The organism is Telluria sp. LT2P34 (genome assembly GCF_059685915.1).
Genome location: NZ_JCASIN010000003.1, coordinates 182754 through 209245, shown reverse-complemented (window position 1 = coordinate 209245; position 26492 = coordinate 182754). Strand labels below are relative to the sequence as shown.

Below are 26492 nucleotides of genomic sequence, written 5' to 3'. Positions count from 1 at the left end.
TGAATGCGGTATAGGCAAGGTGAATGGACAGGGTACGAGAGGCACCTGAACATGTCCACAGCGCAACTGTAATTTCGTTCAGGAATGAGGGATGTGTTGGGCCGAGCCAACAGGGCGCGAGCCCCGCCGATTACTTCGCGCCCGACGCCAGTGCAATCCGGCGCCGGATGCGCTCCACGGCAAGCGCATCGCCGCCGGCCAGGGCGCGCCGCTCGGCCACTCCCAGCCACATCAGGAGCGGCCGGCGCCAGCCCTGGGCGGATGCCGTGTCCGTCGCCAGCGCGATGTCGTCCGGCCGGATCCGTCCGGCCTTGAAGGAGGCGCCGGCCGCCACCAGCCGCGCCAGCGGGTTAGGCAGGCCGGCGATCGAGGCGCCGGCGACGACGGGCCGGTGCTGCTCCGGCAGCAGGCCCGCATCCAGGCCTTCCCAGCGCCCGCCGATATACGCCGCATACGCCCGCTGCTGCGCCGTCGCGTCGGTGGCAAGCGCCGCAAACCCCGGGCAATCGTCGAACTCCAGGCTGGCCGCCAGGGTAGCGCAGCGCACCAGTTCCACCTGGGCCGCCAGCTCTGGCCGGCCGGTGCTGGAGGTCTCGCGGCGCGCCCGCGCGAAATCGGACTGGGCCGCCGCCGTGCTCCCGCGCAGGTAGTTCTCGGTGAACGCGTCGAGCGCTTCCTTCGCGTTCGGCTGCCAGGCGGGCACGGGCGGCTTGCTGGCGCAGGCGCCGAGCAGCAGCGCGGCTATCAGGACAGGCATCTTCATGGCAGCTTGATCTCCTCGTTCTTGCCGGCGAACGGCCATTTGCGGTTGACCTGGTCGACCAGGCGGTTCACCTTGCGCAGGCTGGCGTCGACTTCGGCGCGCAGCGCGCCCAGGTCTTCGGTGGCGACACGTGCGTTGGCGCCCACCGCCTGCGCCTCGACCAGGACCGCATCGACTTTTTTCAGGGTGCCGCGCGCATCCTGGAGCACGCCCCGCAGCTCCACCACGGCGGCCTGGGCGTCGTCCACCACGCCCTTCTTGCCGTACAGGCGCTGGTCGGTCCTGGCCAGCAGCGCGTCGAGGCGCTGCAGGGTGCCGATGAACTTGCGCGCCTCCTCGTCGCCGAGCGCGCCGCTCAGCAGGCCGTACTTGCCCTCGAACTTGCCCGACAGGCGTCCGGTCAGCGCCTGCACATTTTCGAGGCTGCCCTGGACAGCGGAACCTTCGGAGGTCAGGCTTTCCAGGTTACTCAGGAGCGAGCGGGCCGTGGCCACCAGGCCGGGGATTTCGGCGGTCACGTCGCCGCGCAGCACCGGGCGCATCGCGCCGTCCGGCAGCGGCGCGTCGTCCAGCACCCCGGTAAAGGCGCGCAGGCGCGTCTCGCCGACCACGCTCCTCTCCAGCGTGAATACGCTCGAGGCACGCAGCCACCGGGCGTCGCTGCTGGAGACGTCGACCACGATATTGACCTTGCCGTCGGCGGCCAGGTCCACCAGGCGCACGCGCCCGATCGGAAAGCCGGCGAAGCTCAGGTCCATGCCGGGAATGACGCCTTCGGAGTTTTCGGTCACCAGCACCAGCTTCTGGGTCGGCTCGAACACGCCGCGCGCGTACATCACGTACAGGACGAAGGCGACCAGCAGCGTGAAGACGAGCCCCAGCAGGATCATCGCCTTGGTTTCGATATTCGCCGGCTCGTCCGGAATGGTGTCGTTCATGGTGTCAGATGTATTTGAGGGCAAGCGAGGAGGCTTCGATCAGCAGCAGCATGAACAGCAGGCGCAGAGCGCCCGGCTGCACGTTCGAGGCCAGCCGGCGCGGAAAGCGCTGCAGTTCGAGGATGGCGGCGGTCGGGATCACGGCCACCGCCAGGCCGAACAGCACGGTTTTCAGCACGAAGCCGAAGGTCACGGCCGGATCGAACACGCGCCCGACCGTGCGCGTATAGTCCTGGACGCCGAAGGGAGACAAACCATACAGGCTGAGGTAGGCCAGCACCAGCACCACGGTGCTGCTGACCATCGCCAGCGACAGCACCGAAAAGGCATTCGCGAACAGTTGCGGCACCAGGTCGCGGCGCAGGCGGCGCAGGGCCTCGGCATTGATGTCGGCCGTCGGCAAACCGGCGCGCGCCAGGCCCAGGCTCGAAGCGTCGAAGGCCATGCTCGAACGCAGCGCCGCGAACAGCGCGGCCGACAGCGGAATGAGTTCCAGCACCAGCACCCGCACCACCATCTCCAGCGCATAGCGCGACAGGCCATAGCTCGACGCCGTCACCATCACGATGCGGATGATGACAAGGCTGATCAGGGCGGAGAGCACGGTGAACCAGGGCAGCACCTGCCAGGTGCTGGCATGGATGTAGCGCGCGGTGGACAGGCGGTTGGCGCGGTTATAGGTCGACGGCGACAAGGCGCTGACAAACGCGATGGCGCCCAGATGGAACATGTACCACCAGCTGTGCAGGTAGTGGAGGAAAGCGAGGCCCCACAGGCTGGGGCGGACGAGGAGGCGGAGGCGTCGGGGCATGGTCGGTGCGTTGTTACGACCGTCTCGCTTCCTGCACGCCCGGCACTTCGGCAATCGTCCCCAGCGCCTTTTGCAGCTGCGCCGTCGACCCGATTTCGGCCGTGAACACCATCCGTGCCTGCCCTTTCGTCGTTTGCGTATTCACCCCAGTCACGTTGATCTTCTCGCGCAGGAAAGCCTCGGAAATATCGCGCAGCAGGCCCTGGCGGTCGCTGGCGAGGATGAAGATGTCGACCGGGTAGACGGTCTCGATCACGCCTTTGCCCCACTCGGTCTGGATCACGCGCTCGGGCGCCTTGCTGCGCATCTCGGCGAAATTCTTGCACGAGAGGCGGTGGATCGACACGCCCTTGCCGCGCGTGACGAAACCGACGATCGGATCCGGCGGCGCCGGCTTGCAGCAGCGGGCCAGCATCGTCATCAGACCCTCGGTGCCGACCACCAGCACGCCGGACTTGGCGCCCTGCTCCACCGACGAGGCGCGGCTCTTGTTGACCACGGCCGCGTCGTCGACGGGCGGCGCCTCGGTGGCTTCGTGCAGCGCCGCTTCCACGTGGCGCAGGCTGAATTTTTCCTTGCCAACCGCGACGAACAGGTCGTCGACCTTGGCGAAACCGAGTTTATGCGCCAGCGCTTCCAGGTTGACGGCGGTCTTGCCCTCGCGCTGCAGCGACTTTTCGACCAGCGCCCTGCCCTGGGCCAGGGTTTCGGCCAGCTCCTGGCCGTGGAACCAGGCGCGGATTTTCGAGCGCGTGCGGCTGCTGACCGTGAAACCGGGGCTGAGCCAGTCGCGCGACGGGCCGGCGCTGCCCGGCGCGCCCTTGGCGGTGATGATCTCGCAGGTCTGGCCATTCCTCAGCGGCGTGTTCAGCGGCACCATCGCACCGTCGATCTTGGCGCCGCGGCAGCGGTGGCCGACTTCGCTGTGCAGGTGGTAGGCAAAGTCGACCGGCGTCGCGCCGACCGGCAGCTCGAGCACGCGCGCCTGCGGCGTGAGCACGAAAATGCGGTCGTCGAGCGAGGCGGCCTTGAGCTTTTCGACCCATTCCTTCGTGCCTTCCTTGCTGCCTTCGTCGTCGCCCACGGCGTCGGCGCTGCCGGTGATATCGCTCTTCCAGGCCAGCAGCTGGCGCAGCCAGGCGATCTTTTCGTCGTACTTCTGGCTCTTGAAATTCGAGCCGCCTTCTTCCTTGTAGCGCCAGTGCGCGGCGATACCGTATTCGGCGAAGTTGTGCATCTCCTGGGTGCGCACCTGCACCTCGAGCGGACGTCCGTCTTCGGCGGTGACGACCGTGTGCAGCGACTGGTAGCCGTTCGGCTTCGGGCGCGAAATGTAGTCGTCGAACTCGCTCGGGATCGGGGTCCAGATGTTGTGCACCAGGCCCAGCACGGTGTAGCAGGTCCTGGCGTCGGCAACGATCACGCGGAAAGCGCGCACGTCGTACAGCGACGAAAAATCCAGCTCCTTGCCGCGCATCTTGTTGTAGATGCTGTAGATGTGCTTCGGCCGTCCGCTGACTTCAGCGCGGATGCCGGCTTGCGCCAGCTCCGTCTGCAGGCGCGCGATCGCCGAGGCGACGAAGCCTTCGCGCAGCATGCGTTTTTCTTCCAGCATTTTGGCGATGCGGCGGTAGGTGTCGGGCTGCTGGAAGCGGAAGGCCAGGTCTTCCAGCTCCCATTTCAGCTGCCAGATGCCGAGCCGGTTCGCCAGCGGCGCGTACAGGTCCATCACCTCGCGCCCGTAGTCGCGGGTCAGGTCATCGAAACGCTTCTGGTCGGCGAAATAGCGCAGCGTCGTCAGGCAGGACGCCAGGCGCATCAGCACCACGCGCATGTCGGAGGCCATCGCCAGCAGCATCTTGCGCAGGGTTTCGACGTGGGCCGCCGCCTGCTGGGCCGCGTTCTTGCCCCGGCCGATCGCCACCCCGTGCCCGACCGTCAGGTCACGCAGGCGGATCAGCTGCTGCACGCCGCGCACCAGGCTGGCCACCTCGGGGCCGAACAGATGGTCGAGCGTTTCGATCAGCGGCGGCTCGAAGGTCGCCAGCTCGAACAGCAGGCCGGCGATGCGCGTCTCGACGTCGCTGCGCAAATATGCCAGGGTGCAGGCCACGCCGAGCGAAAACTCGAAGGCGTTCTGGCCAGAGCTACAGGTGCGCTCGCCATAGGCGACCGCGGCATAGTCGAGCGCATGCTGCACGCGCGCGCATTCGTCAGGACTGAGGCCCTGGACCAGCTGGCTGGTGGCGTCGCCGAGGACGGCGGTGGAAACCATGCGCTCGCTTAGCGCAGAGCGGCGGTGACGACGATCTCGACCAGGCAGGCCGGATTGGCGAGCTTCGCTTCGACGGTGGCGCGCGGCGGCGTGTGGCCCTGGGCGACCCATTCGTCGTAGACCGCGTTCATGCCGGCGAAATGCGCCATGTCGGCGATGTAGATCTGCATCATCAGGATGCAGGTCTTGTCGCTGCCGGCTTCGTTGAGCAGGCGGTCGACGTGGGCCAGCACTTCGCGGGTCTGGCCTTCGATGTCCTGGGTGGTGTCTTCGGCGATCTGGCCGGCCAGGTAGATGGTGCCGTTGTGGATGGCGATTTCGGACAGGCGCTTGCCGACGTGGTGACGTTCAATTTGCATAATCTCTTTCAATTCAATAAAAACGCGCGGGCGATGGCGATCTGCTCCGCGTGCATGAAGGTCGGCGCGTGGCCGACCCCGGGTATCTCGACCAGCTGCGGGCGCGGCCCGCGGGTCGTCATCGCCTGCGCCGTCTCCTTCGACAACAGGTCCGACAGTTCGCCGCGCACCAGCAGCGTCGGGCAGCTGATCGCATCCCAGGCGCGCCACAGCGCAGCCTGGTCATGTTCGGCGCTTTCCAGGCTCATCGCCTTGAACGGTTCCGCCAGCGCCAGGTCGTAATGGCGTACCCAGGCGCCGCTCGGTTCCTGGCGCAGTACGTCGGCCGCCAGCTTGTTCCACTGTTCGTCCGAGTGCGGGCCGAACGAGCTCGATACGTCGCGGATGAAGCGCGCCCCGGATTCGAAGTCGGGAAAGCGCAGGTCCTGGCCGATGTAGTCGGCGATGCGCGCCATCGCCGCGGCGTCCAGCGTCGGCCCGATATCGTTGAGCACCAGCCTGCTGACCGGCGTGCCGGGCAGCGACGCCAGCGCCATGCCGATCAGCCCGCCCATCGACGTGCCGAACCAGTCCACCCGGTCAGGTCCGCCGGCGGTGACACGCGCCACCAGGGTCACCATGTCGGCCACGTACTGCGGCAGCGCATACAGTTGCGGGACGCGCAGCCGCTCGGAACGGCCGCGGCCGGCCACGTCGGGGCATACCACGCGGTAGGCATCGGACAGTGCGCGCGCCAGGGCATCGAAATCGTCGGCCACGCGGGTCACGCCATGCACGCAGACCAGCACGCGGGAGTTGGCCGGGTCGCCCCACTCCTTGTAGGCGATGCGATGCAGGCCGGCGGGCGAACTGCACTGCACGCTTTTCCATCTCGCTTCCTTGCTCATTGCCCCCACCTCGCCCCCAAGCTCGCGTTCCGCCCTGAGAATATTGTTGCTTACTTAAGTCCAGCTCACCATTTTAACTGGCCCTGCGATTAGAATTCTACCAATTATGCGCAAGTCTCCCGAACACCCACCTTACAGAGGAAACAATGAACGCCAATATGTTGAGTGGTAAAACAGCACTGGTCACCGGCTCGACCTCGGGCATTGGCCTGGGCATTGCCCGCTCGCTGGCCGAACAGGGCGCCAATATCGTCTTCAACGGCTTCGGCGACGCCCAGCAGATCGAAAAGCTGTACACCGACATCGGCCAGGAATTCGGCGTGCAGACCGCCTACTATAACGCCGACATGTCGCAGCCTGCCCAGATCGAGGCGATGATGCGTTTTGCAGCGGACAAGTTCGGCGCAATCGACATCCTGGTCAACAATGCCGGCATCCAGCACGTCTCGAGCATCGAAGAGTTCCCGGTCGAGAAATGGGACGCGATCATCGCGATCAACCTGACCTCGGCCTTCCACACCACGCGCCTGGCGCTGCCGGGCATGAAGCAGAAGAACTGGGGCCGCATCATCAACCTGGCCTCGGTGCACGGCCTGGTCGGCTCGAGCCAGAAGTCGGCCTATGTCGCGGCCAAGCATGGCCTGGTCGGTTTCACCAAGGTGACGGCGCTGGAAACGGCGCAGACCGGCGTCACTTGCAACGCCATCTGCCCGGGCTGGGTGCTGACACCGCTGGTGCAAAAACAGGTCGACGACCGCGCCGCGCGCGAGAGCCTGTCGAACGACGAGGCAAGGCGCGCCCTGCTGGCCGAAAAACAGCCGTCCGGCGAATTCGTCACCCCTGCCGAACTGGGTGCGCTGGCCGTATTCTTCTGCAGCCCGGCCGGCGCGCAGGTGCGCGGGGTGGCGTGGAACATGGATGGAGGCTGGGCGGCGCAGTAAACCGGGACGGAGACATCCGTCCCGGGTCCACGTCCCGCTATGGCCGCTATTGCGTTAGCGACGGCGTCGCCCGGCTGATCCGGTACACGACGCCATCACTGAGCGACACCACGTACAGGTTGCCGTCCGGCCCCTGTTCGATGGCCGGCGTGACGCCGAAACCGCGGCCGATCAGGAGGGTTTCGCTTTCGGTCGCCTCGAACTTGTCGGTGTTGTCGGCCACCCGGTCGGCCAGGCGTGCGTCCGCACCCAGGTCGAGCGCCTGCCGGTCACGGCTCAGGCGCAGCCGGTACAGGCTGCCGCCAGTGCCGCCCCCTTGCGCAAAGGCGCGCGACGAACCGATCCACAGGGTGCCGAGATAGCCGGCGCCGAGCGCGTCGCCCCGCACAAAGGCGGCGCCGGCCGGTCCGACCTCGTAGCGCCAGCTGAACTGCGGATCGACATACCTGGCGCCCGGCAGCATGAACATGCGCGCCCTGGCCTGGCTCGGCGTGTCGGCGATGCGGGTCGGCGGATAGCGCAGCTGCTGCAGGGAGCCGCCGAACATCGTGGACTCGATGCGCTTGAATTCGGCGACGCGCTCCAGCGGCCCCATGACCTGGATCCAGCCGCCGTTCATGCCCCGCACCACCCGGTTCAATTCGCTGAAGGCATCGTCCGCATTCTCGGTCAGCCACAGCGAGCGGCCGTAGGGATCGAAGGCCATGCCGAAACCGTTACGGTGCCCGTAGGAATAGACAGTGCGCAGCGTCCTGCCGGTGTCGCCGCCGATCAGGCCGCCGATGCCGTAGAAGGGATTGTCGCGCGGGGTGCTGCCGTCGTCGTTGAACCGCTGGACCACGCCGGACAGGTGCGCGTTGTCGGGCTGCGGGCCGCCATAGGTATCGTCGCGGAAGGATGGGCTGCGGAAGGGGCCGATGGGCAGGTTCTGCATCTGCCCGCGCCGTCCCAGATCGCCCGTGAACACATACAGCTTGCCGTCCGGTCCGAAGCGGATCGGGCCGCCGTTATGGTTGCCCCGTTCGGCCGGGTTGACCGCGTCCTCGTGGCCGCGCACCGGCAGGTTGTCGGTCTGGCGGGCACGCAGGCGCACGGTGCGGAAATTCGGGTCCAGGATCAGGCGGGCGCCATCCCAGGTGAAGCGGTCGACGCGGTTGCCCAGCAGCGGCACTTCGCCCAGGGCGTTGCTATCGCTCCCGGTCGAGCTTTCCGTCCAGCGGAGGTAGACGAAGGGCACGGCCGGGAAATTCGGATGCAGCGCAATGCCCAGCAGGCCCCGTTCCGACGCGGAATTCACCGCAAGGTCGAGCACCGGCTCGGCCTGCAGCACGCCGCTCGTGACCCGCTTGACGCGGCCAGTCCCTTTTTCCAGGATCAAGGCATCGTTCGAACCGATGAAGGCGATGCCGATCGGCTGGACCAGCCCGGCGCCGACCCAGGTCGTGACCTGGAGGCTGGGGTCCAGTATCTCGACCGGAATCGTATCGGCTGCGGCAAAGGGCGCGGCCAAGGGCGTGGCCAGTCCGAGCAGTACGGCCGCCAGTTTTCCAGCGCATCGTGTTGACATGGTAATCCTCCAATCCGCCGGCATGAGGAGCCGGGCAGTTCCGTTGAACAGGTGGCCGCACATGAATTGCGGCGTGGAAGCGTCAAGGGCAAGCGATTGCGACCGACTGCGACGCTGGGCCACAAGTCAAGCATGGCGCATAAAATATGCACGGCGCATGCGCTGGAGCAGCCCCGGCCATGAGCGGGCTCAGCGGCTGGCGGCTGCCCCGAGCGCCGCATGCCAGTCGGCATACGGGGTATGTGCGACCATGCGCCGGTTGTAGTCCGGCGCGCCATCGGTCCACCACACGGGCCCGCGTTCTCCCAGGGCACGCTTGGCCGCGTCGACGGCCGCGCGGGCGTTGCGCTCGGCATCGGGGTCGCCTGCCTTTTTGGCGGCGCCGACTTGCCGGCGCGCAGTCATGAGCGCATTGACCAGCTCCTGGCGCTCGGCTGGCGGCAGATTCGGATTACTGGTACGCCACAGGCGGCCCGATACGACGAAATAGCGGCCGTCCGGCGTGGCGGGATAGGCTTGATTGGCTGGCATGGTCAAAGTATAGCGAAGCCGGGTGTAGACTATCGGTTGCTTACCGAAAATGACGAACTCCCCACCACAAGGCGTGTCGATGAACCTATCCGGATTACTGCTTTTTTTTCCGCTGTGCCTCATGGCCGTGCCGAGTGAAGCCGCCACGCTCGCGCATTCCCTCGACAAGATCATCGCCACACGGTTCAAGCCCGAATTGCCGGGTGTGGCTGCCCTGGTGATCAAGGACGGTCGTCCAATCCTGCGCAAGGCCTACGGCATGGCGAACATCGAGCTGGGGGTGCCGGTCCAGCCCGGGCACGTGTTCCGGATCGGCTCCACCACCAAGCTGTTCACGGCAACGGCCGTCATGCTGCTGGTGGACGAAGGGAAGCTCGCCCTCGACGCGCCCGTTTCGCGTTATCTGCCGGATGCCCCGCGCCATTGGGACAAGGTGACGATCGAGCACCTGCTGACCCATACCAGCGGCATTCCCAACCTGTCGATGGATTCGGGTTACTGGCGCACAACCGTCCGGCTGGACCATACGCTGGAAGAACTGATCGCGCCAATCCGCCCTCGGCCGCTCGACTTCGCGCCCGGCACCCGCTTCTTGTACAACAATACCGCCTACAACCTGCTCGGGATGGTGATCGAAAAGGTGTCGGGAACAGGCTATTTCGCTTTCCTCGACGCGCGCATCGTCAAGCCGCTCGCGCTGGAGCACACCAGGGAGGGCAGCGACAAGCAGCTCATTGCCGGCCTCGTGACCGGTTACCGCAGCGGCCCCAGCCCGGCCTGGCCGATTGCGAGCAGCAACCTGCATGCCGCGGGCGGCATGGTGAGCACGGTCGACGATCTTGCCGCCTTCATGCTGGCCCTCCAGGCCGGGAAAATCGTGTCGCCCGCGGGCGTACAGCGGATGAATACCCCCTACCGGCTGACCAATGGAGATGTGCTTGACTATGGCCTCGGCACCTGGCTGCGCAAGGTCAACGGCAAGCGCCTGGTCGGTCATGGCGGCTATGTCTTCAACTTCTACAGCCAGGTTGAAATGGACATCGATTCCGGTATCGTGGCGGTGACGCTGCATAACGGCGACCGCTTCGGCGGCGATAATGAAATCTTGAGCAAGGAGCTTATTTCGGAGGTGCAGGCATGGCCGATCCCATGACAGTTCCGACGCTCTTCCCAGGTTTCAGCGCGCGCCGCATCCCGACCGCGCTCGGCGTCGACATCCACACCATTGTTGGCGGCAGCGGCCCCCCGCTGCTGCTCCTGCACGGCCATCCCCAGACCCACGCCATCTGGCACCGGGTCGCATCCCGCCTCGCGCAGCATTTCACGGTGGTGGCCTGCGACCTGCGCGGCTACGGCGATTCGTCGAAGCCGCCGGGCGAGCCTGACCACGCCAATTACAGCAAGCGCAGCATGGCCGGCGATGCGCTGGCCGTCATGCAAGCGCTCGGCTTCGAGCGCTTCAGCGTGCTCGCCCACGACCGCGGCGCGCGGGTGGCCCACCGGCTCGCCGGCGACCATCCGCAGCATGTTGCGCGCATGGTCCTGCTCGATATCGCACCGACCCTGGCGATGTATGCGCAGACCGGTGAAGCCTTTGCCCGCGCCTACTGGCACTGGTTCTTCCTGATCCAGCCGGCGCCGCTGCCGGAGCGCCTGATCGAAGCCGATCCGGCGGCCTACGTCGCCGACGTGATGGGCCGCCGAAGCGGCGGGCTCGACGTGTTCGATCCGCGCGCGCTGGCCGAATACGCGCGCTGCCTGGCGCTGCCCGGAGCGGCGCACGGCCTGTGCGAAGATTATCGGGCGGCGGCCGGGATCGACCTGGAACACGACCGGGCCGACCGCGAGCGCGGCCTGCGCCTGGCCATGCCGCTGCTCGTGCTGTGGGGAGCGCAGGGTGTGATCCAGCGCTGCTTCGACCCGCTGAAGGAGTGGGCGGCGGTGGCGCAGGACGTCAGGGGCGAGGCGCTGCCCTGCGGCCACTACATTGCGGAAGAAGCGCCGGACGCGCTGCTGGAGAGGGTGCTGCCCTTCCTGATGGACTAGTCCGCGTCCGCGCGCAGTACCATCAGGTTCCCCGTCACGTCGGCGCCATGCTCGCTGCGTACAGCCGCGCGTTCGGCTTCAATCAGGGCGAAGCCGTGCTGTGCGGCCAGGCGCCCCAGGTAATCCAGCGAATGCGCATAGCGGTTCGAAGGCAGCAGCGCAAAGTCCCCGGCCTCCAGCGCTTCGGTCGAGAAGCAGAACCAGCCCCCTGGCCGCAGCGCGGCGCGCACCCGCGCGAACAGGGCGGCCAGGTCGCCGAAATACACCAGCACGTCGGCCGCCACGACCAGGTCGAAGGCGTGCGCGCGATCGGCGAGCCAGGCCTCGATGTCGGCGCAGGCCAGTTCGTCGTACAGCGTCGTCGCACGCGCCTGCTCGAGCATCTTGCGCGACAGGTCGACGCCAGCCAGCTTGCGCGAATACGGGCGCAGGTGCGGCGCGCACAGGCCGGTGCCGCAGCCGAGGTCCACGGTGTCGAGCCCGCCGGCGACGAGGTGGCGCGCCAGCGCGGCGCCCACCAGGCCGGGCGTGCGGTAGGCCAGCACCCCGGTCAGGTGGCGGTCGAAATGGCCAGCGTAACCGTCGAACAGGGCGGCGACATAGGCGCTTGGGGCCCGCGGCGGCGCGGCGCCGGCGCCGAGCGCCGCCAGTGCGAATTCGACTTGGGCCGGGTCGATGCCTGCTCCCCGGGCCAGATCGCGCGCCGTTTGCAAGGCCGCAATCGCCTCGTCGCGCCGGCCGAGCGCCAGCAAGCCATCGCCACGCCCCTGGTAGGCCCGGAAGTGGTCGGAACGCAGGGCCAGCGCGCTGTCGAAACAGGCGAGCGCCTCCGATGGACGCTCCAGGCGCAGCAGCGCCAGGCCGCGCCCCGTGTGGGCCTCGGGCGACGCCGCATCGAGCGCGATCGCTTCGTCATAGCCGCGCAATGCCGCTTCGAACTCGCGCAAGCCGAACAGCGCGTTGGCGCGCACGCAGGACGCCTCGGCATACGGCCGGCGCGCGGCCAGAGCGCGCTCGCTGCTCGCCAGCGCGCTTGCCGGCTCGCCCGCGTCGAGCAAGGCGATGGCGCGGTTGCACCAGGCCTCCGGGTAGCCTGGGCGCAGCGCCAGCGCGCGTTCGTAGCTGGCGATCGCTTCCTGCGGCCGGCCCAGCTTGCGCAAGGCGTTGCCGCGGTTGTAGTGGGCCATGGCATAGCCGGGATCGAGCGCGAGCGCGCGGTCGTAGCTGGCCAGTGCGTCGGCGCTGCGCCCGAGGTCCTGCAGCGCCACACCCAGATTGGCCTGCGCCATGGCCTGCGCCGGCTTGAGGCGCAGCGCCTGTCCGATCAGCTCGAGCGCCGTCGCCGCGTCGCCCTGCTGGCGCGCCACCACGCCGAGCAGGTGCAGCGCGTCGAACTGGTGCGGGGCGAGCGCCAGCACCTGGCGGTAGCGCTCGCCCGCTTCGTCCAGCCTGTTTGCCTGGTGCAGTGCGAGCGCGGCTTTCAATAGCGGCGCCACCTGCGGATTTTCCTCACTCATCTTTCGGTTTTTCCTGATCTGGTTCGCTATCATTGCATCTTCATCATTTTTTGGGAATCGCCATGCGCCGCTGGACCAGGAAACTCGCTTGCATCGTCCTCACCCTGGCCGCGGCACATGCCGCCGCCGCCCCCGGCACGCTGATCACCGCCGACCGCGTCTGGACCGGCGACGGCAAGCCCCACGCCGGCTGGGCGGTGCTGGTGGTCGACGGGCGCGTCAAGGAGGTCGGGCCGCTCGAACGCATCGCCGCGCCACCCGACGCCGAACGCATCGCCCTGCCCGGCAAGACCCTGATCCCCGGTCTGATCGACCTGCACTCGCATGTGCTGCTGCATCCGTATAACGAGACCACCTGGGACGACCAGGTGATCAAGGAGCAGGTCGAATACCGCACCCTGTTGGCCGGCAAGCACGCCGGCGACAACCTGCAGGCCGGCTTCACGACGCTACGCGACCTCGGCACCGAAGGCGCCAACTACGCCGACGTCGGCATCAAGCGCGCCATCGAGGGCGGCGTGGTGGACGGCTCGCGCCTCCTGATCGCCACCCGCGCGATCGTGGCCAGCTACAGCTATGGCCCGGCCGAAAAAAGCTATCGCCCCGACATGGAAATTCCCTACGGCGCCCAGCCGGCGACCGGCGTCGATGAAGTCACGAAAGCGGTGCGCGAACAGGCGTCGCGCGGCGCCGACTGGATCAAGTTCTATGCCGATTACCGCACCGGCATCGATGGCAGCAGCCGTCCGACCTTCACGCTGGAAGAAATGAAGGCGATGGTGGCCGCCGCCCACGTCACCGGACGCAAGGTGGCGGCGCACGCCAGCAGCGACGACGCGATCCGCATGGCGGTGCTGGCCGGCGTCGACACCATCGAACACGGTTACGGCGCCAGCGAAGCGACCTTCCGCCTGATGAAGGAGCGCGGCACCGCCTTCATTCCGACCTTGACCGCACCGGAGGCGATCGGCGAATACTTCCAGAAGCATGTGCGCGGCGGCGCCCCGACCCCGGGCATGCAGGAGGCGGCGCGCGCTTTCAAACTCGCGCGCAAGGTGGGCGTCGTCATCGGCAACGGCAGCGACGTCGGCGTCTTCACCCACGGCACCAATGCGCGCGAACTGGAGTGGATGGTCCGCCTCGGCATGACGCCGACAGAGGCGCTGCGCGCGGCGACCTCGGTGGCGGCCGTCATCCTCGGCAAGGAAAAGGAGCTGGGGCGCCTGGCGCCGGGACTGGTCGCCGACGTGGTCGCGGTCGAGGGCGATCCGACCGTGGACATCGCGGCCCTGCGCAATGTCCGCTTCGTGATGAAGGCCGGGAAGTTGTACCGCAGGCCGTGACCGGCCCGCTTGCGGATATCCACAATAGCCGCAAGCAGGACGATTCGTGATCATGACGACACTATCCCTGTCCAGAAGCGTCGTCATGAAAAAGCCTTTCTATAAAATCCTGTACGTCCAGGTGCTGTTCGCCATCGTGATGGGCGTCCTGCTCGGCGTGTTCTGGCCCGAGCTGGGCACGAAGATGAAACCGCTGGGCGACGGCTTCATCAAGCTGATCAAGATGATCATCGCCCCGGTGATTTTCTGTACCGTGGTGGCCGGTATCGCCGGCATGCAGGACATGAAGAAGGTCGGCCGTGTCGGCGGCAAGGCGCTGCTCTATTTCGAGGTCGTGTCGACCTTCGCGCTCGTCATCGGCCTGGTGGTCGCGAATGTCGCCAAGCCGGGCGCGGGCTTCAACGTCGACGCCACCCATCTCGACGCCAGCGCCATCGCCCAGTACACCGATAAGGCGAAGTCGCAGTCGACCACCGACTTCCTGATGAACATCATCCCGAACACCTTCGTCGATGCCTTCGCCAAGGGCGACATCCTGCAGGTGCTCTTGATCGCGATCCTGTTCGGCGTGGCGCTGTCGATGCTGGGCGAGCGCGGCCGGGCGACGACCCGCATCATCGAAGACTTCTCGCACGTGATCTTCGGCGTCGTCGGCATCGTCATGAAGCTGGCCCCGATTGGCGCCTTTGGCGCGATGGCCTTCACCATCGGCAAATACGGCCTCGAATCGCTGGTGCCCCTGGCAAAGCTCATGGGTTCGTTCTACCTGACCTGCGCCCTGTTCGTATTCGTCGTGCTGGGCGCGATTGCACGCTTCACCGGCTTCTCGATTTTCAAGTTCATCGCCTACATCAAGGAAGAACTGCTGATCGTGCTCGGCACCAGCTCCTCGGAAAGCGCCCTGCCGGCGCTGATGCGTAAACTTGAAAACCTCGGCTGCTCGAAGTCGGTGGTGGGCCTGGTGGTGCCGACCGGTTATTCGTTCAATCTGGACGGGACCAACATCTACATGACGATGGCCGCCCTGTTCGTGGCCCAGGCAACCAACACGGAACTGAGCCTCACCCAGCAGCTGACGATTTTGGCGGTGGCGATGCTGACGTCGAAAGGCGCCTCCGGCATCACCGGCGCCGGCTTCATCACCCTGGCCGCGACGCTCGCCGTGGTGCCGACCATTCCGGTGGCCGGCATGGCGCTGATCCTCGGCATCGACCGCTTCATGAGCGAATGCCGCGCGCTGACCAATTTCATCGGCAACGGCGTGGCCTCGGTGGTCGTCTCGAAGTGGGAGAACGAACTGGACAAGGAGCGCATGGACGCAGTCCTGTCGGGCAAGCATGGCGACACCGACCCGAAAGTGATGGCGCCGGTGCGTGAGGCGGCCTGAACTTCCTGGCTCGGCGAGAAACCGCGCTTCGGCGCGGTTTTTTTGTGGCCATGCGCATCCCCAGTCCCAGCCCGTTCGTTGCCGTTCCGTCAAGGCCGTGCTAGGCTGGCCGGCCAAGCACTTTACCGGAGACACCACCATGTGGAAACACGCCCTCGCCGCCTGCACCCTGCTCGCCCTGTCGGCCGCCGCCAGTTCGGCGCCTGCGCCGGCGCCAGCGGCGCCCGTGTATGACGCCGCGCTGGCCGCATCGCTCGGCGCCGACGAACGCGGCATGCGCCCGTATGTCCTCGTGATCCTGAAAACCGGCCCCAACAAGATGACGGCCGGGGATGCGCGCAACGCCATGTTCAAGGGCCATTTCGACAACATGAACAAACTCGCCGGCGAAAAGAAGCTGGTGCTGGCCGGTCCGCTGGACGGCAAGGAAGGCCGGCGCGGGATCTTTGTCCTCAACACCCCCGACGTCGAGGCGGCAAAAGCCTGGGTCGCGACCGACCCGGTCATCATCAACGGCGAAATGGCGGCCGAGTTCCACAAGTTCTACGGTTCGGCGGCGCTGCTGATGGTGAACGAGGTGCACGCCAAGATCGAGAAAAAATAGTCTAGGCCGGCTTGTCCGGCAAAGGCAAGGCAAGGCAAGGCAAGCGCGTCGAAATTATCTAGACAATTCTATCTAGACAAGATAATCTACTTAGACAAGCTTGCCATTTTCGACGGAAACGCCATGCCCAGCCATCCCGACCAACCGAAGCCGACCACGGCCGAGCTCGACCTCCTGCAGACCCTGTGGCCGCTCGGCGCGGCCACAGCGCGCCAGGTGCACGAGGCGATGCGGAAAAGCCGTCCCGACGTCACCTACGCCACGGTCTTGCGCCTGATGCAGATCATGCACACCAAGGGCCTGCTGACGCGCGACGAGAGCGAACGCTCGCACGTCTATGCCCCGGCCCAGGCCCAGGATTCGCTGCAGACCAGCTTGCTCAAGGACCTGGTGCAGAAGGCGTTTGCCGGTTCGGCCAAGGCCCTGGTGCTGGCGGCCCTGAAAAGCGGCATCTCGCGCAAGGAACGCGAGGAGATCGAACAGCTGCTCAAGGATGACGCGCCATGACCGGCCACGAAATCGTCGGCCATATCGGCGCCACCCTGCTCGACTCGGTGTGGCAATGCGCGCTGGTCGGCCTCGAGACCTCGGTCGCCTTGCTCGGCCTGCGCCGCGCACGGCCGCAAGCGCGCTATCTCGCGGCCTGTGCCGGCCTCCTGGCCTGCCTGCTGTGGCCGGCCGCCCAGCTGTTCGCGCGCCTGTATGGCGCCAGCAGCGGCACCAGCGGCACGCCGATGCTGCTGCAGATGCTGCCGGCCGCCGAGGGCGCGGCGGGCGCCGGCTGGCAAGGCTTCCTGCAAGCCCACCTGGCCTGGGTGGTTGCCTGCTGGGCCGCCTGCGCCGCCGCCCTCGGCCTGCGCCTGGCGCTGGGCCTGGTATGGGTCAGCCGCGCGGCGCGCACCCATCGGGTCGATGCGCACTGGAATGCGCGCCTGGCGACGCTGGCCGGCCAGTTCGGCATCACGCGCGCGGTGCGCCTGCGCGTGGTCGATACGCTGGCCAGCCCGGTCACCGCCGGCTGGTGGCGTCCGGTCGTGCTGGTGCCGGCTTCACTCCTGTCCGGCATGTCGCCGCAGTTGCTCGAAGCCCTGCTGGCCCACGAACTGGCCCACGTGCGCCGTCACGACTACCTGGTCAACCTGGCGCAGAGCCTGATCGAAACCATCCTCTTCTATCACCCGATCGTCTGGTGGCTCTCGCACCGGATACGTGTCGAGCGCGAGCAGATCGCGGACGATATCGCAGCAAGGCAACTCGGCGAACCGCGGCGCCTGGCCCTTGCGCTGTCCGAACTGGAACGTCTCCAGTTCTCAACCCACCACCTGGCCCAGGCGGCCAACGGAGGAGATTTGATGTCACGCATTAAACGATTGGTTCGTCCCGAAGAGCACGCATCGAACTGGAAGGCCGCAATACCAGCGCTGGCAATGGCGATGGCCTGCCTTGCCGGTTGCGCCGCAAGCACGCCGACGAGCGGCGCACCGGAATCCCCAAGCCTCACGAGCGGGCCAGTTGCCCGTTTCGATACCTGCCACACACCGAACTACCCGCAAGAATCGCAGGCCCGCGGCGCCGAGGGCATGAGCACGCTGCGCTACCTGATCAATACCGACGGGACCGTCGCCGAGGCGGCGATCCAGGCCGGGAGCGGAGACCGGATGCTCGACGTGGCTGCGCGGGACGCGATCGCCAAATGCCTTTTCAAGCCGGCGATGGCTGAGGGCAAACCGGTGCGCGACTGGGTCACGGTCCGGTACATCTGGTCGCTGAAGTAATCGCACCAGTAAAACACCCCCTTCACTTCCCCTTTATCCAAGCTCAGGAGCACCATGTCCCATATCGAACAAATGGCCATTGCCGCGTACTCAGGTGTCAAATGGAACGTCGCCCTGCCGGCACTGGCCCTTGCCGCCCTCGCCGGCTGCGGCCACACTCCCACCGCTCAGCCAGGCAGCCCCGCAACGGCCAGCAGCGCCAGCGCCAGCACTGGCAAGACCGGTTCTGTCCTGAAGACCGAGACCTGTGCCAGGCCAGAATACCCGCAGGACGCGCGTCGCCGCGCTTCGCAGGGCACTACCACGGTACGCTTCCTGATCGATAGCAACGGCCACGTCGCCGAGTCCAGCATCGTGAAGTCCAGCGGCGACGCCTCGCTCGACGAGGCAGCACGCTCGGCACTGGCCAAATGTCAGTTCAAACCGGCCATCAAAGACGGCCAGCCCGCGCGCGCATGGGTTCCAGTCCAGTACGTATGGGTCCTGGAACCGGCGGGCAAGGCAGCTGCGCCTGCCGCCCAGCCCTGAGCGCAGCTGGCAAAGCCGCTCGACATGCAAAGCCGCCGGCGAGCGTTCGTTCGATAATGTTCGGGCTAGGGTCACAGGCATGCTGGCGCGAAGCGGAGCTTTGCCGTTAAAGACAGCAATAATCAGTTTGGGCTGATTCGAGTACTGGATCAGGTTCCGTTGCTTTCAGACCTCCGACCGCGCCTGTTCCCCGCTGGACTCCTGCTGAGGTTCCCTTTTCAGTGTCGACATTCTTTACAGTTTTTTCCTGTAAATATTTCTCTATTACACATGTCATTGATTTTAAACAACTTTCTTTACTGGCATGAGTATTGCTTATAGTAAATCATTGTTGCTACCTAATCTCACTTGGACATGATATGAAAAATACCCTGCACCTCCTGGCAACTGCCTCCGCCCTTCTGCTGTCGCTCTCGGCACAAGCAACGCCACTGATCAACGACACCGGTCTGACAGGTACTGTCACGCACGAGGATTTCAACACGAACGCGGGCAATGGAACTGTGGCCGGCAGCCAGTTTGCGAACCTGCAGTTTGGTAGCGGCGTTTTTGTCAACAACGATTACCGCGATGGCTTCCCACGCATCGAAGGCAGTTCCATTGCAAACTTCGGTACCTGCTGCCAGAAGCAAACATCGTTCACCTTCGATACATCGGTGACCGGTGTCGCATTCGCATTCGTGACCAATACTGGAAGCACTACTTTTTCGGCATACCTGAGCAATCTGTTGGTAGAGACCTTTACTGCGCCTACTGGCTACGGTGGTACCTACTACGGCTTCCAGAACATCGTCTTTGACAATGTCCGTATCGATACGACTGCCGCGTCGAACGGCGCTTACCTGCTCGACGACCTGCAGTACAAAACGGCCGAAGTTCCTGAGCCGGCGTCCTTGGTCCTGATTGCCCTCGGCCTGGCCGGCTTGGCTGCCCGCCGCCGCCAGCAACGCTGATTCTGCGCGGCGCAGGCTTTTCGCCACCCAAAACGGTCGGGTCTCAACCCCGGCCGTTTTCGACCGATGCGCGCTAGAATAAGGCAGCGACGGCAGCTGCCGCCGATCCCGGTTCGGGAGGCGCCATGCAATCCGGTGAAAAACTCAACACCATCTCCCACCTGGGCGGCGCCCTGCTCGCCTGTGGCGCCAGCTTTCCGCTGCTGGCGCGGGCGCTGCAGGGTCATGGCGGGCCCGGTCTGGTCAGCACGGCCATCTACGCCGCCGCCCTGGTCCTGATGTACGCCTGCTCGACTGCCTACCACGCCGCCAGCGGCGCTTTCAAGGAACGGCTGCGCCGTTTCGACCACGCCGCGATCTATCTCCTGATTGCCGGCAGCTATACTCCTTTCTGCATGCTGATACTGGACGGGCGCGCCGGGGCGATCCTGCTCGCGGTCGTCTGGGGTCTGGCGCTGCTGGGCGTCCTGCAGGAAAGCCGGCCGCGCCGCGGCGCCCGGGTGCTGTCGATGCTGATCTATCTGGGAATGGGCTGGTCGGCCGCCACCATGCTGCGCCCGCTGTACGCCAGCCTGGGTCCCGCAGGCTTCGCCTGGCTGTTTGGGGGCGGTCTCGCCTATACCGCAGGGATCGTGTTCTATGCGCTGGACGATCGCCTTCGCCATGCGCATGGCATCTGGCACCTGTTCGTACTGGCCGGAAGCGTCGCGCACTACATCACGATTTATTTCTACGTGCTGTAAAAAAAACGGGAAGCGCCAGCGACGCTTCCCGTTTCTTCTTTAATTCAGCAAGCGATCAGACCGCCGACACGTCCAGTTCGGCAGCAGTGGCTTCGACAATCTGTTCCCTGGTCACGCCGGGCGCCAGTTCCACCAGCTTCAGGCCGCTACCGGTGACGTCGATCACGCCCAGATCCGTGATGATGCGGTCGACCACGGCCACGCCGGTCAGCGGCAGGTCGCATTTCTTCAGGATCTTGTGGCTGGTCGAGCCATCCTTGGCGGTGGCGACATGTTCCATCACCACGACCACGCGCTTGACGCCGGCCACCAGGTCCATCGCGCCGCCCATGCCTTTTACCATCTTGCCAGGGATCATCCAGTTGGCGAGGTCGCCGTGTTCGGACACCTGCATCGCACCCAGGATCGCCAGGTTGATCTTGCCGCCGCGGATCATGCCGAAGGAATCGGCCGAGCTGAAGTAGGCGGCGCCCGGCAAGGCGGTCACGGTCTGCTTGCCGGCGTTGATCAGGTCGGCGTCAACCTCCGCATCCGTCGGGAAGGGGCCGATCCCGAGCAGGCCGTTTTCCGATTGCAGGAAGACTTCCATGTCGTTCGGTACGTAGTTCGCTACCAGCGTCGGCAGGCCAATGCCGAGGTTCACATAAAAGCCGTCCTGCAGTTCCTGCGCCGCGCGCGCGGCCATTTCATCACGAGTCCATGCCATGTTCTTCTCCGGGTGCAGTCTTAGGTTGGACGGACGGTGCGCTGTTCGATGCGCTTTTCCGGCGTCGGATTGTGGACGATGCGGTGCACGAAGATGCTCGGCGTGTGCACCTGGTCCGGATCGATCTCGCCGATCTCGACCAGTTCCTCGACTTCGGCGATGCAGACCTTGCCGGCGGTGGCGACGTTCGGGTTGAAGTTACGCGCCGTCTTGCGGAACACCAGGTTGCCGGCCTTGTCGGCCTTCCACGCTTTTACCAGCGAGACGTCGGGCAGCAGCGCCATCTCCATCACATAATGCTCGCCGTTGAATTCGCGGGTTTCCTTGCCGTCGGCGACGATGGTGCCGTAGCCGGTTTTGGTGAAGAAAGCCGGGATCCCGGCGCCGCCGGCCCGCAGCTTTTCGGCCAGCGTGCCCTGCGGCGTGAATTCGAGTTCGAGTTCGCCGGCCAGGAACTGGCGCGCGAATTCCTTGTTCTCGCCCACATAGGAAGCGATCATCTTCTTGATCTGGCGGGTTTCCAGCAACTGGCCCAGGCCAAAGCCGTCGACGCCGGCGTTGTTGGAAATGGCGGTGATTTGCTTGACGCCCGAGTCGCGCAGCGCGGCGATCAGCGCTTCCGGAATGCCGCACAGGCCGAAGCCGCCAACGGCGATGGTCTGGCCGTCTTGAACGATACCGGCCAGCGCCGATGTCGCATCAGGATACACTTTGTTCATACCCGTCCCTTTTGTGGATTAGCCGAAGAGCTTGCGAAGTGGAGCTTTTTTAATACTGCAGAGGTGAGAAGGCGAGCATAGAATACGCCTCGCGAAAGTACAATACCGTAGAACTACCGGCAAGGCTGCGCCAGACCGTAGATCGCCGCAGCCCAGTCCAACCCCTAGCTACCCGATGAAGCCATCATACGCCATTGATTACGAGATGATTTTCCAGCATGCCCCGGTCGGCATGTGCATTTCCAGCAACCGTGTGATCCAGTCCGGCAACCTTGCGCTGGCGTCGATGTTCGGCTACGACCAGGGCCGCCTCGACGGCCAGTCCTTCGCCGTGCTCTACCCCACGATGGACGAATTCCTGCGTACCGGCGACCGCATCGTGCCGATCATGAACGCCAAGGGCCGCTATTCCGACGAGCGCATCATGCGCCGCGGCGACGGCGAGCTGTTCTGGTGCCACGTGACGGGCCGCTCCCTGAACGCCGCCGAGCCCCTGGGCGCCGGCGTCTGGACCTTCGAAGACGTCAGCGAAAAGCGCCCGGTCACGGCCGAGCTGACCCCGCGCGAACGCGAAATCGCGGCGCTGCTGGTGCAAGGCAAGACCAGCAAGCTGATCGCCCGCGAAACCGACCTCAGCCCGCGCACGGTGGAGATGCACCGCGCCAAGCTGATGCGCAAGTTTTCGGCGTCGACCTCGTCGGAGCTGGTGCACAAGCTGGTGGGCGTGGCACGCTGAGGCATTTTCCATCCCAATCACAAAGGCCGCGATGAAGCACCGTCGTTTCGTTTCCAGTGTCTTCGCCAGTCTGGCACTGATGACTTGCGCGCAAGCTGCGCCTCTTGTGAGCTTTTTCCCGAACAAAAACCTGGGAAACTTCCTGGCCGAGAAATTCGACCTGGCCAGCATTCGAAGCTCATTCGGGCCTCGCCGCTCCCCGGCCCTGCGTACGTTCGCCGACTTCGGTATGAAGCCGAGCAAAGCCACCGACGACCAGCTTGTCTTTGAAATCCCCGGCGGCTGGTATTACGAACTGAAGGTCGTTTCTCGCAGGGACGTCAATGGCGACGGAATCGAAGATCTGGAAGTCTGCTTTATCGATCGCGCCCTGAACGGCGGAACCTATCACACATCCTCCGGGCTACTCATCACCCGATACTCCGCAAACAGCCATGCGGTAGCCTTGAGCTTTAGTCTCGCCGAGGATGTTTGCCTTGAGTACGCTCGTTGATGCCATCGAAAGGCTGTGTGACGACGCTTGTACTACTTCCCGGATTGGACGGAACAGGCGAATTGTTCGCACCATTCGTTGCCGTACTCGACAAGCACATCACAGTGGCAATTGTCCGATATCCCGTGGGTGATCCGCTTACATATCAACAGCTGCTCGACCATGTTCGGAGCGTCCTTCCGCCAGATGAACCGTTTTTCCTTTTGGGTGAATCCTTCTCCGGACCGATTGCGCTTTCTATCGCCGCTGAACAGCCGGGAGGGCTGCAAGGAATAATCCTGTGTGCCTCCTTCATGCGCAATCCCTTGCCTCATTTAAAGCGGCTCGGCCGTCTTAACAGCCTTGTCCCTTACCGGGTAATGCCTGCATGGTTGCTCGCACTACCCCTGTTCGGACGGTCGTCATCAAGGCAGTTGCGCACCTTGTTATCGGACGCGCTCGGAAGGGTGTCGCCCGAGGTTCTCCGGATGCGCATGAACGAGGTTCTCGCAGTGGATGTGACGGCTGAGACCAGGAAGATTATGGTTCCGGTGCTCTATCTGCAGGCGACGGATGATTTACTTGTTCCCAAGAGCGCGGCCATTTTGCTGCAAAAGTCCAGGCCGCAGATTCAAATTGCAAGGTTCAAATCGCCGCATATGCTCCTGCAAGTCGTGCCTGCGCAGGCGGCGAAGACGATCGAATCCTTCATTGCTCAATTTAGTTAACTGATCAGAATCCCGACCTTGGGAGCCGGACGACCAGATCAACACTTAGAGCGCCTAACAAAACCTTCAGAGCAAGGCGCGGCGACGAAGACAGTACGACTGTACGGCGAGGAGCTGCAACGCAGCTATGGAGGTTTTGTTAGGCGCTCTTAAGCCTGTTCGTACAGCCGCCAGGCCTGGTCGCGGATCCGCCCCAGCAGCACCTGCAGTTCATGGTCGAGCCGCCGGTCCGTCTCCAGCAGCTGCACGTCCTCCCCCAGCTCTTCGATCATGGCCGCCAGCGGCGCCGGCAGCCTGCGTTCGGGATCGAGACGGGTGCGCAGCCACACGCCCTGGCGCACCGTGATCAATAGCGCCGCGGCGACCTGCTCGGTCAGTTCGAGTATGCGCAGGCAGTCGCGGGCGGCGATCGTGCCCATGCTGACCTTGTCCTGGTTGTGGCATTCGGTCGAGCGCGAAAACACCGAGGCCGGCATGGTCAGTTTCAGCGCTTCGGCGGTCCAGGCCGACGCCCCGATTTGCAGGGCTTTCAGGCCATGGCTGATCGATGCGCGCTCGCCGGTGGCGCCGCTCAGGTTGGCGGGCAAGCCGTTGCTGTAGCGGGCGTCGACCAGCAGCGCCATCTGGCGGTCCAGCAAGTCGGCCAGGTTGGCCACGGCATTTTTCATCGAGTCCATCGCAAAGGCGATGTGCCCACCATAGAAATGGCCGCCGTGCAGCACCCGTTCTCCTTCGGCGTCGATGATCGGATTGTCGTTGGCGCTATTGAGTTCGTTTTCGATACCGTCGCGGAAGAAGGGCAAGGCGTCGGCCAGCACGCCGATGACGTGCGGCGCGCAGCGGATCGAATAGCGGTCCTGCAGCCGGTTGCCGTTGCGCTCGATTTGGCCAGTGTAGCCGAGGTCCTGGCGCAGCCACGCGGCCACATCCTGCATGCCGGCATGCGGCTTGACCGAAAACAGGGTGGCGTCGAAATGGTGGGCATTGCCGTCGAGCGCGAACGAGGCCAGCGCGGTGATGCGCGTGGTCAGGCGCGTCAAATAGGCAGCGCGGTCCCAGGCGATGCAGGCCAGCCCCGTCATCACGGCCGTGCCGTTCATGATCGCCAGCCCTTCCTTCGGGCGCAGGCGCAGCGGGGCGATGCCGGCCGCCCGCAGCGCCACGGCCGCATCGACCCGCTGGCCGTCGCGCAGCACTTCGCGCTCGCCGCAGAGCACGGCGGCCAGGTAGGACAGCGGGGTCAGGTCGCCGCTCGCGCCGACCGAGCCTTCGCTCGGGATCAGCGGCGTCAATCCGGCCTCGAACAGGCGCACGAACTGCTCCAGCAGCGCCATGCTGACGCCCGAATAGCCTTTCGCCAGCGAGGCCAGGCGCGCCGCCATGACGGCGCGCGTTTCGGCCGGCGTCAGGTACGCGCCGAGGCCGCAACCGTGGTAAGTATACAGATTGTGCGGCAGTTCCGGCACCAGGCCGGGCGGCACGGTGGTCGTGCAGGAGTCGCCGAAGCCGGTAGTCACGCCGTAGATGACGCCATCCTCGCGCAGCAGGCGGTCGAGGAAATCGGCGCCGCGCTGGATTGCCGCGCGAAAGGCCGGATCGTTCGACAGGAGCGGCTGCGCGCTGCCGCGGGCGATGTCGACGATGTCGGCCAGCGCCAGGCGCCCGCGATCAAAACATACGGGACGCATCGTGCTTGCAGGGGGTTCGGGCAGCATGGCGTCCTAGCCTTCGGCCAGCAGCGAGCGGATCGCTTGCGGCAGCGGCACCGACTTCTCGGCCGCGAAATCGACCCAGACGATTTTCGCGGCGCCTTCGGCATGCAAGGCGCCCGCCTGGCCATCGGCGCCGACCAGGCGAATCTCGTGCGAGACCTCGAAGCTCGAGCGCCCGGGCGGGCCGACATACGAACTGACTTCGATCTCGGCCGGGTATTTCAGCTGTTTCAGGAACGAACATTGGGCGTTGACCAGCACCGGCCCGGTGGCGGCCGGATCCGGCAAGGCCCCTACCCCTTCCAGCCAGGCGATGCGCGCCGTTTCGATGTAGCGGAAATAAACCGTGTTATTCACGTGGCCCATGGCGTCCATGTCGCCCCAGCGCACCGCCATGCGCATCGTGTGTACCAACTTCCTGTTGCTCATACTTTTTCAGCTGTGTCGTTTCGAATAAAAAAAGCGCCGTCGCCGGCGCCCGCCTGCCGCATTCCTGCACGCTTACTGCGCCATCATGCCGTCGTCCGCCGTGATGATCGCGCCGTTGATGAAATGCGCTTCCTCGGCGGCCAGCAGGAGCAGCAGGCCGTCCAGGTCTTCCGGCTTGCCGGGACGCTTGCGCGGCAGCATTTCGATCAGGCGCTTGCCCTGCTCGGTGCCGAAATATTCTTCGTTCATTTCGGTGGAAATATAGCCAGGGCAGATGGCATTCACATTGATGCCGTATTTGCCCCATTCGACCGCCATTGCCTTGGTCATCTGCACCACGCCGGCCTTGCTCATGCAATACACGCCGATCTGCGGCAGCACGCGCAGGCCGGCCACCGAGGCGATGTTAACGATGCGGTGCTGCTTGCGCGGGTCGCCCTTGGCGCGCTGGATCATGCGCTTGGCGGCCTGCTGGGCGACGAAAAAGGCGCCGCGCAGATTCGTGTCCATGATGTAGCCGTAATCGTCTTCGGTCACATCGACCAGGCGCTGGGTGCTCTGCACGCCGGAATTATTGATCAGGATATCGATCGGCCCGGCCTCGGTCTCGGCGTGGGCGATCGCCGACTTGATGCTGTCGAGGCTGGTCACATCGAGATTCACGACGTGGGCTGCGCCGCCGTCGGCTTCGATTTCGGCGCGCAGCTCTTTCAGGCGCTCGGTCCGGCGCGAGGCCAGCACGACCTGGGCGCCGGCGCCGGCCAGGGCCTTGGCGAAGCGGGCGCCGAGCCCGCTCGAGGCGCCGGTAATCATGGCAATCTTGCCTTCAAAATTTACTTCGATGCCCACATTCGCTCCTGTCCTGACGTGCTAAGGGATGTGTTAGCTCATGTGCTACGAGCGCACGATGACGAAGGCATAATGATGTCACAGATTGCCGGTATTAGATTGCCTCATCTAAAATCCCGCCAAAAGGGCCCCAAAACCGCTGCTCACGTTGCATTCAAGCGGGAAAACACGCA

At 65.1% G+C, this 26492-nt stretch carries 28 protein-coding genes; 14 read left to right on the top strand and 14 right to left on the bottom strand.

What is annotated here, in order from left to right:
* Positions 1 to 130: 130 nt before the first annotated feature.
* The 6 genes from AC56KZ_RS11595 to AC56KZ_RS11570 are packed head-to-tail and all read right to left on the bottom strand — an operon-like array spanning position 131 to position 6033.
* The gene (locus AC56KZ_RS11595; RefSeq protein WP_497162315.1) at positions 131 to 763 is read right to left on the bottom strand and encodes a hypothetical protein; all 633 of its coding nucleotides are present in this window, start codon (positions 761 to 763) and stop codon (positions 131 to 133) included.
* Positions 760 to 1701, bottom strand: a complete 942-nt coding sequence (locus AC56KZ_RS11590; RefSeq protein WP_497162314.1) for an MlaD family protein — start codon at positions 1699 to 1701, stop codon at positions 760 to 762. Before AC56KZ_RS11590 ends, AC56KZ_RS11595 begins: the two co-directional genes overlap by 4 nt.
* A gap of 4 nt (positions 1702 to 1705) precedes the next feature.
* On the bottom strand, positions 1706 to 2512 hold the full coding sequence (locus AC56KZ_RS11585; protein ID WP_497162313.1) for an MlaE family ABC transporter permease: 807 nt from the start codon (positions 2510 to 2512) through the stop codon (positions 1706 to 1708).
* A gap of 13 nt (positions 2513 to 2525) precedes the next feature.
* Positions 2526 to 4787 carry a RelA/SpoT family protein gene (locus tag AC56KZ_RS11580; protein WP_497162312.1) on the bottom strand — a complete coding sequence of 754 codons (2262 nt, stop codon included), beginning with the start codon at positions 4785 to 4787 and terminating at the stop codon, positions 2526 to 2528.
* Between the two features lie 8 nt (positions 4788 to 4795).
* Entirely contained in the window at positions 4796 to 5146 is a 351-nt protein-coding gene (locus AC56KZ_RS11575) for a RidA family protein (RefSeq protein ID WP_497162311.1), read from the bottom strand.
* Positions 5147 to 5154: 8 nt separating this feature from the next.
* Positions 5155 to 6033 carry an alpha/beta fold hydrolase gene (locus AC56KZ_RS11570; RefSeq protein WP_497162310.1) on the bottom strand — a complete coding sequence of 293 codons (879 nt, stop codon included), beginning with the start codon at positions 6031 to 6033 and terminating at the stop codon, positions 5155 to 5157.
* A gap of 146 nt (positions 6034 to 6179) precedes the next feature.
* On the opposite strand from AC56KZ_RS11570, the gene AC56KZ_RS11565 reads away from it, so the two are divergent.
* Positions 6180 to 6974: a 3-hydroxybutyrate dehydrogenase gene (locus AC56KZ_RS11565; protein WP_497162309.1), complete on the top strand. Its 795-nt coding sequence runs from the start codon at positions 6180 to 6182 to the stop codon at positions 6972 to 6974.
* Positions 6975 to 7020: 46 nt separating this feature from the next.
* On the opposite strand, the gene AC56KZ_RS11560 is transcribed toward AC56KZ_RS11565, so the two are convergent.
* Together AC56KZ_RS11560 and AC56KZ_RS11555 are read right to left on the bottom strand one after the other, a co-directional pair.
* Positions 7021 to 8541: a PQQ-dependent sugar dehydrogenase gene (locus AC56KZ_RS11560; protein WP_497162308.1), complete on the bottom strand. Its 1521-nt coding sequence runs from the start codon at positions 8539 to 8541 to the stop codon at positions 7021 to 7023.
* Between the two features lie 189 nt (positions 8542 to 8730).
* On the bottom strand, positions 8731 to 9072 hold the full coding sequence (locus AC56KZ_RS11555; RefSeq protein ID WP_497162307.1) for a hypothetical protein: 342 nt from the start codon (positions 9070 to 9072) through the stop codon (positions 8731 to 8733).
* Positions 9073 to 9193: 121 nt separating this feature from the next.
* Between AC56KZ_RS11555 and AC56KZ_RS11550 the strand changes: the two genes are divergently transcribed.
* Both AC56KZ_RS11550 and AC56KZ_RS11545 read left to right on the top strand, forming a co-directional pair.
* A complete protein-coding gene (locus tag AC56KZ_RS11550; protein ID WP_497162306.1) occupies positions 9194 to 10225 on the top strand; it encodes a serine hydrolase domain-containing protein in 1032 nt (343 codons plus the stop codon).
* The gene (locus tag AC56KZ_RS11545; protein ID WP_497162500.1) at positions 10222 to 11118 is read left to right on the top strand and encodes an alpha/beta fold hydrolase; all 897 of its coding nucleotides are present in this window, start codon (positions 10222 to 10224) and stop codon (positions 11116 to 11118) included. The genes AC56KZ_RS11550 and AC56KZ_RS11545 overlap by 4 nt, the downstream gene beginning before the upstream one ends.
* Here the strand turns inward: AC56KZ_RS11545 and AC56KZ_RS11540 are convergent.
* On the bottom strand, positions 11115 to 12635 hold the full coding sequence (locus AC56KZ_RS11540; protein WP_497162305.1) for a tetratricopeptide repeat protein: 1521 nt from the start codon (positions 12633 to 12635) through the stop codon (positions 11115 to 11117). The genes AC56KZ_RS11545 and AC56KZ_RS11540 overlap by 4 nt on opposite strands.
* A gap of 62 nt (positions 12636 to 12697) precedes the next feature.
* Between AC56KZ_RS11540 and AC56KZ_RS11535 the strand changes: the two genes are divergently transcribed.
* From AC56KZ_RS11535 to trhA, 8 genes are all read left to right on the top strand, one after another.
* Positions 12698 to 13978 (top strand): metal-dependent hydrolase family protein, encoded by a 1281-nt coding sequence (locus tag AC56KZ_RS11535; protein WP_497162304.1) that lies wholly within the window; start codon positions 12698 to 12700, stop codon positions 13976 to 13978.
* A gap of 85 nt (positions 13979 to 14063) precedes the next feature.
* Positions 14064 to 15365 carry a dicarboxylate/amino acid:cation symporter gene (locus tag AC56KZ_RS11530; RefSeq protein WP_497162499.1) on the top strand — a complete coding sequence of 434 codons (1302 nt, stop codon included), beginning with the start codon at positions 14064 to 14066 and terminating at the stop codon, positions 15363 to 15365.
* Positions 15366 to 15504: 139 nt separating this feature from the next.
* Positions 15505 to 15969 carry a YciI family protein gene (locus AC56KZ_RS11525; protein ID WP_497162303.1) on the top strand — a complete coding sequence of 155 codons (465 nt, stop codon included), beginning with the start codon at positions 15505 to 15507 and terminating at the stop codon, positions 15967 to 15969.
* Between the two features lie 123 nt (positions 15970 to 16092).
* The gene (locus AC56KZ_RS11520; RefSeq protein WP_497162302.1) at positions 16093 to 16476 is read left to right on the top strand and encodes a BlaI/MecI/CopY family transcriptional regulator; all 384 of its coding nucleotides are present in this window, start codon (positions 16093 to 16095) and stop codon (positions 16474 to 16476) included.
* On the top strand, positions 16473 to 17744 hold the full coding sequence (locus AC56KZ_RS11515; protein ID WP_497162301.1) for a M56 family metallopeptidase: 1272 nt from the start codon (positions 16473 to 16475) through the stop codon (positions 17742 to 17744). Before AC56KZ_RS11520 ends, AC56KZ_RS11515 begins: the two co-directional genes overlap by 4 nt.
* Positions 17745 to 17798: 54 nt before the next feature.
* The gene (locus tag AC56KZ_RS11510; RefSeq protein WP_497162300.1) at positions 17799 to 18272 is read left to right on the top strand and encodes an energy transducer TonB; all 474 of its coding nucleotides are present in this window, start codon (positions 17799 to 17801) and stop codon (positions 18270 to 18272) included.
* 359 nt (positions 18273 to 18631) lie between these two features.
* On the top strand, positions 18632 to 19225 hold the full coding sequence (locus tag AC56KZ_RS11505; RefSeq protein ID WP_497162299.1) for a PEP-CTERM sorting domain-containing protein: 594 nt from the start codon (positions 18632 to 18634) through the stop codon (positions 19223 to 19225).
* A gap of 125 nt (positions 19226 to 19350) precedes the next feature.
* The gene (gene trhA, locus AC56KZ_RS11500; RefSeq protein ID WP_497162298.1) at positions 19351 to 19968 is read left to right on the top strand and encodes a PAQR family membrane homeostasis protein TrhA; all 618 of its coding nucleotides are present in this window, start codon (positions 19351 to 19353) and stop codon (positions 19966 to 19968) included.
* A 55-nt stretch (positions 19969 to 20023) separates the two neighbouring features.
* Here the strand turns inward: trhA and AC56KZ_RS11495 are convergent, their stop codons facing one another.
* Positions 20024 to 20674: a 3-oxoacid CoA-transferase subunit B gene (locus AC56KZ_RS11495; RefSeq protein ID WP_497162297.1), complete on the bottom strand. Its 651-nt coding sequence runs from the start codon at positions 20672 to 20674 to the stop codon at positions 20024 to 20026.
* 20 nt (positions 20675 to 20694) lie between these two features.
* On the bottom strand, positions 20695 to 21393 hold the full coding sequence (locus AC56KZ_RS11490; protein WP_497162296.1) for a CoA transferase subunit A: 699 nt from the start codon (positions 21391 to 21393) through the stop codon (positions 20695 to 20697).
* Positions 21394 to 21568: 175 nt separating this feature from the next.
* On the opposite strand from AC56KZ_RS11490, the gene AC56KZ_RS11485 reads away from it, so the two are divergent.
* Genes AC56KZ_RS11485 through AC56KZ_RS11475 form a run of 3 tightly spaced genes read left to right on the top strand, consistent with a single transcriptional unit; the run spans position 21569 to position 23329 of the window.
* Positions 21569 to 22129 carry a LuxR C-terminal-related transcriptional regulator gene (locus AC56KZ_RS11485; protein WP_497162295.1) on the top strand — a complete coding sequence of 187 codons (561 nt, stop codon included), beginning with the start codon at positions 21569 to 21571 and terminating at the stop codon, positions 22127 to 22129.
* 31 nt (positions 22130 to 22160) lie between these two features.
* Complete coding sequence (locus AC56KZ_RS11480) at positions 22161 to 22622, top strand: hypothetical protein (RefSeq protein ID WP_497162294.1); 462 nt, start codon at positions 22161 to 22163, stop codon at positions 22620 to 22622.
* A gap of 17 nt (positions 22623 to 22639) precedes the next feature.
* Entirely contained in the window at positions 22640 to 23329 is a 690-nt protein-coding gene (locus AC56KZ_RS11475) for an alpha/beta fold hydrolase (RefSeq protein ID WP_497162293.1), read from the top strand.
* 149 nt (positions 23330 to 23478) lie between these two features.
* On the opposite strand, the gene AC56KZ_RS11470 is transcribed toward AC56KZ_RS11475, so the two are convergent.
* The 3 genes from AC56KZ_RS11470 to AC56KZ_RS11460 all read right to left on the bottom strand — a co-directional run bounded on the left by AC56KZ_RS11470 (position 23479) and on the right by AC56KZ_RS11460 (position 26319).
* Positions 23479 to 25044: an HAL/PAL/TAL family ammonia-lyase gene (locus AC56KZ_RS11470; protein ID WP_497162292.1), complete on the bottom strand. Its 1566-nt coding sequence runs from the start codon at positions 25042 to 25044 to the stop codon at positions 23479 to 23481.
* 6 nt (positions 25045 to 25050) lie between these two features.
* Entirely contained in the window at positions 25051 to 25470 is a 420-nt protein-coding gene (locus tag AC56KZ_RS11465) for an acyl-CoA thioesterase (RefSeq protein WP_497162291.1), read from the bottom strand.
* Positions 25471 to 25542: 72 nt separating this feature from the next.
* Entirely contained in the window at positions 25543 to 26319 is a 777-nt protein-coding gene (locus tag AC56KZ_RS11460; RefSeq protein ID WP_497162290.1) for an SDR family oxidoreductase, read from the bottom strand.
* Positions 26320 to 26492 lie beyond the last annotated feature (173 nt).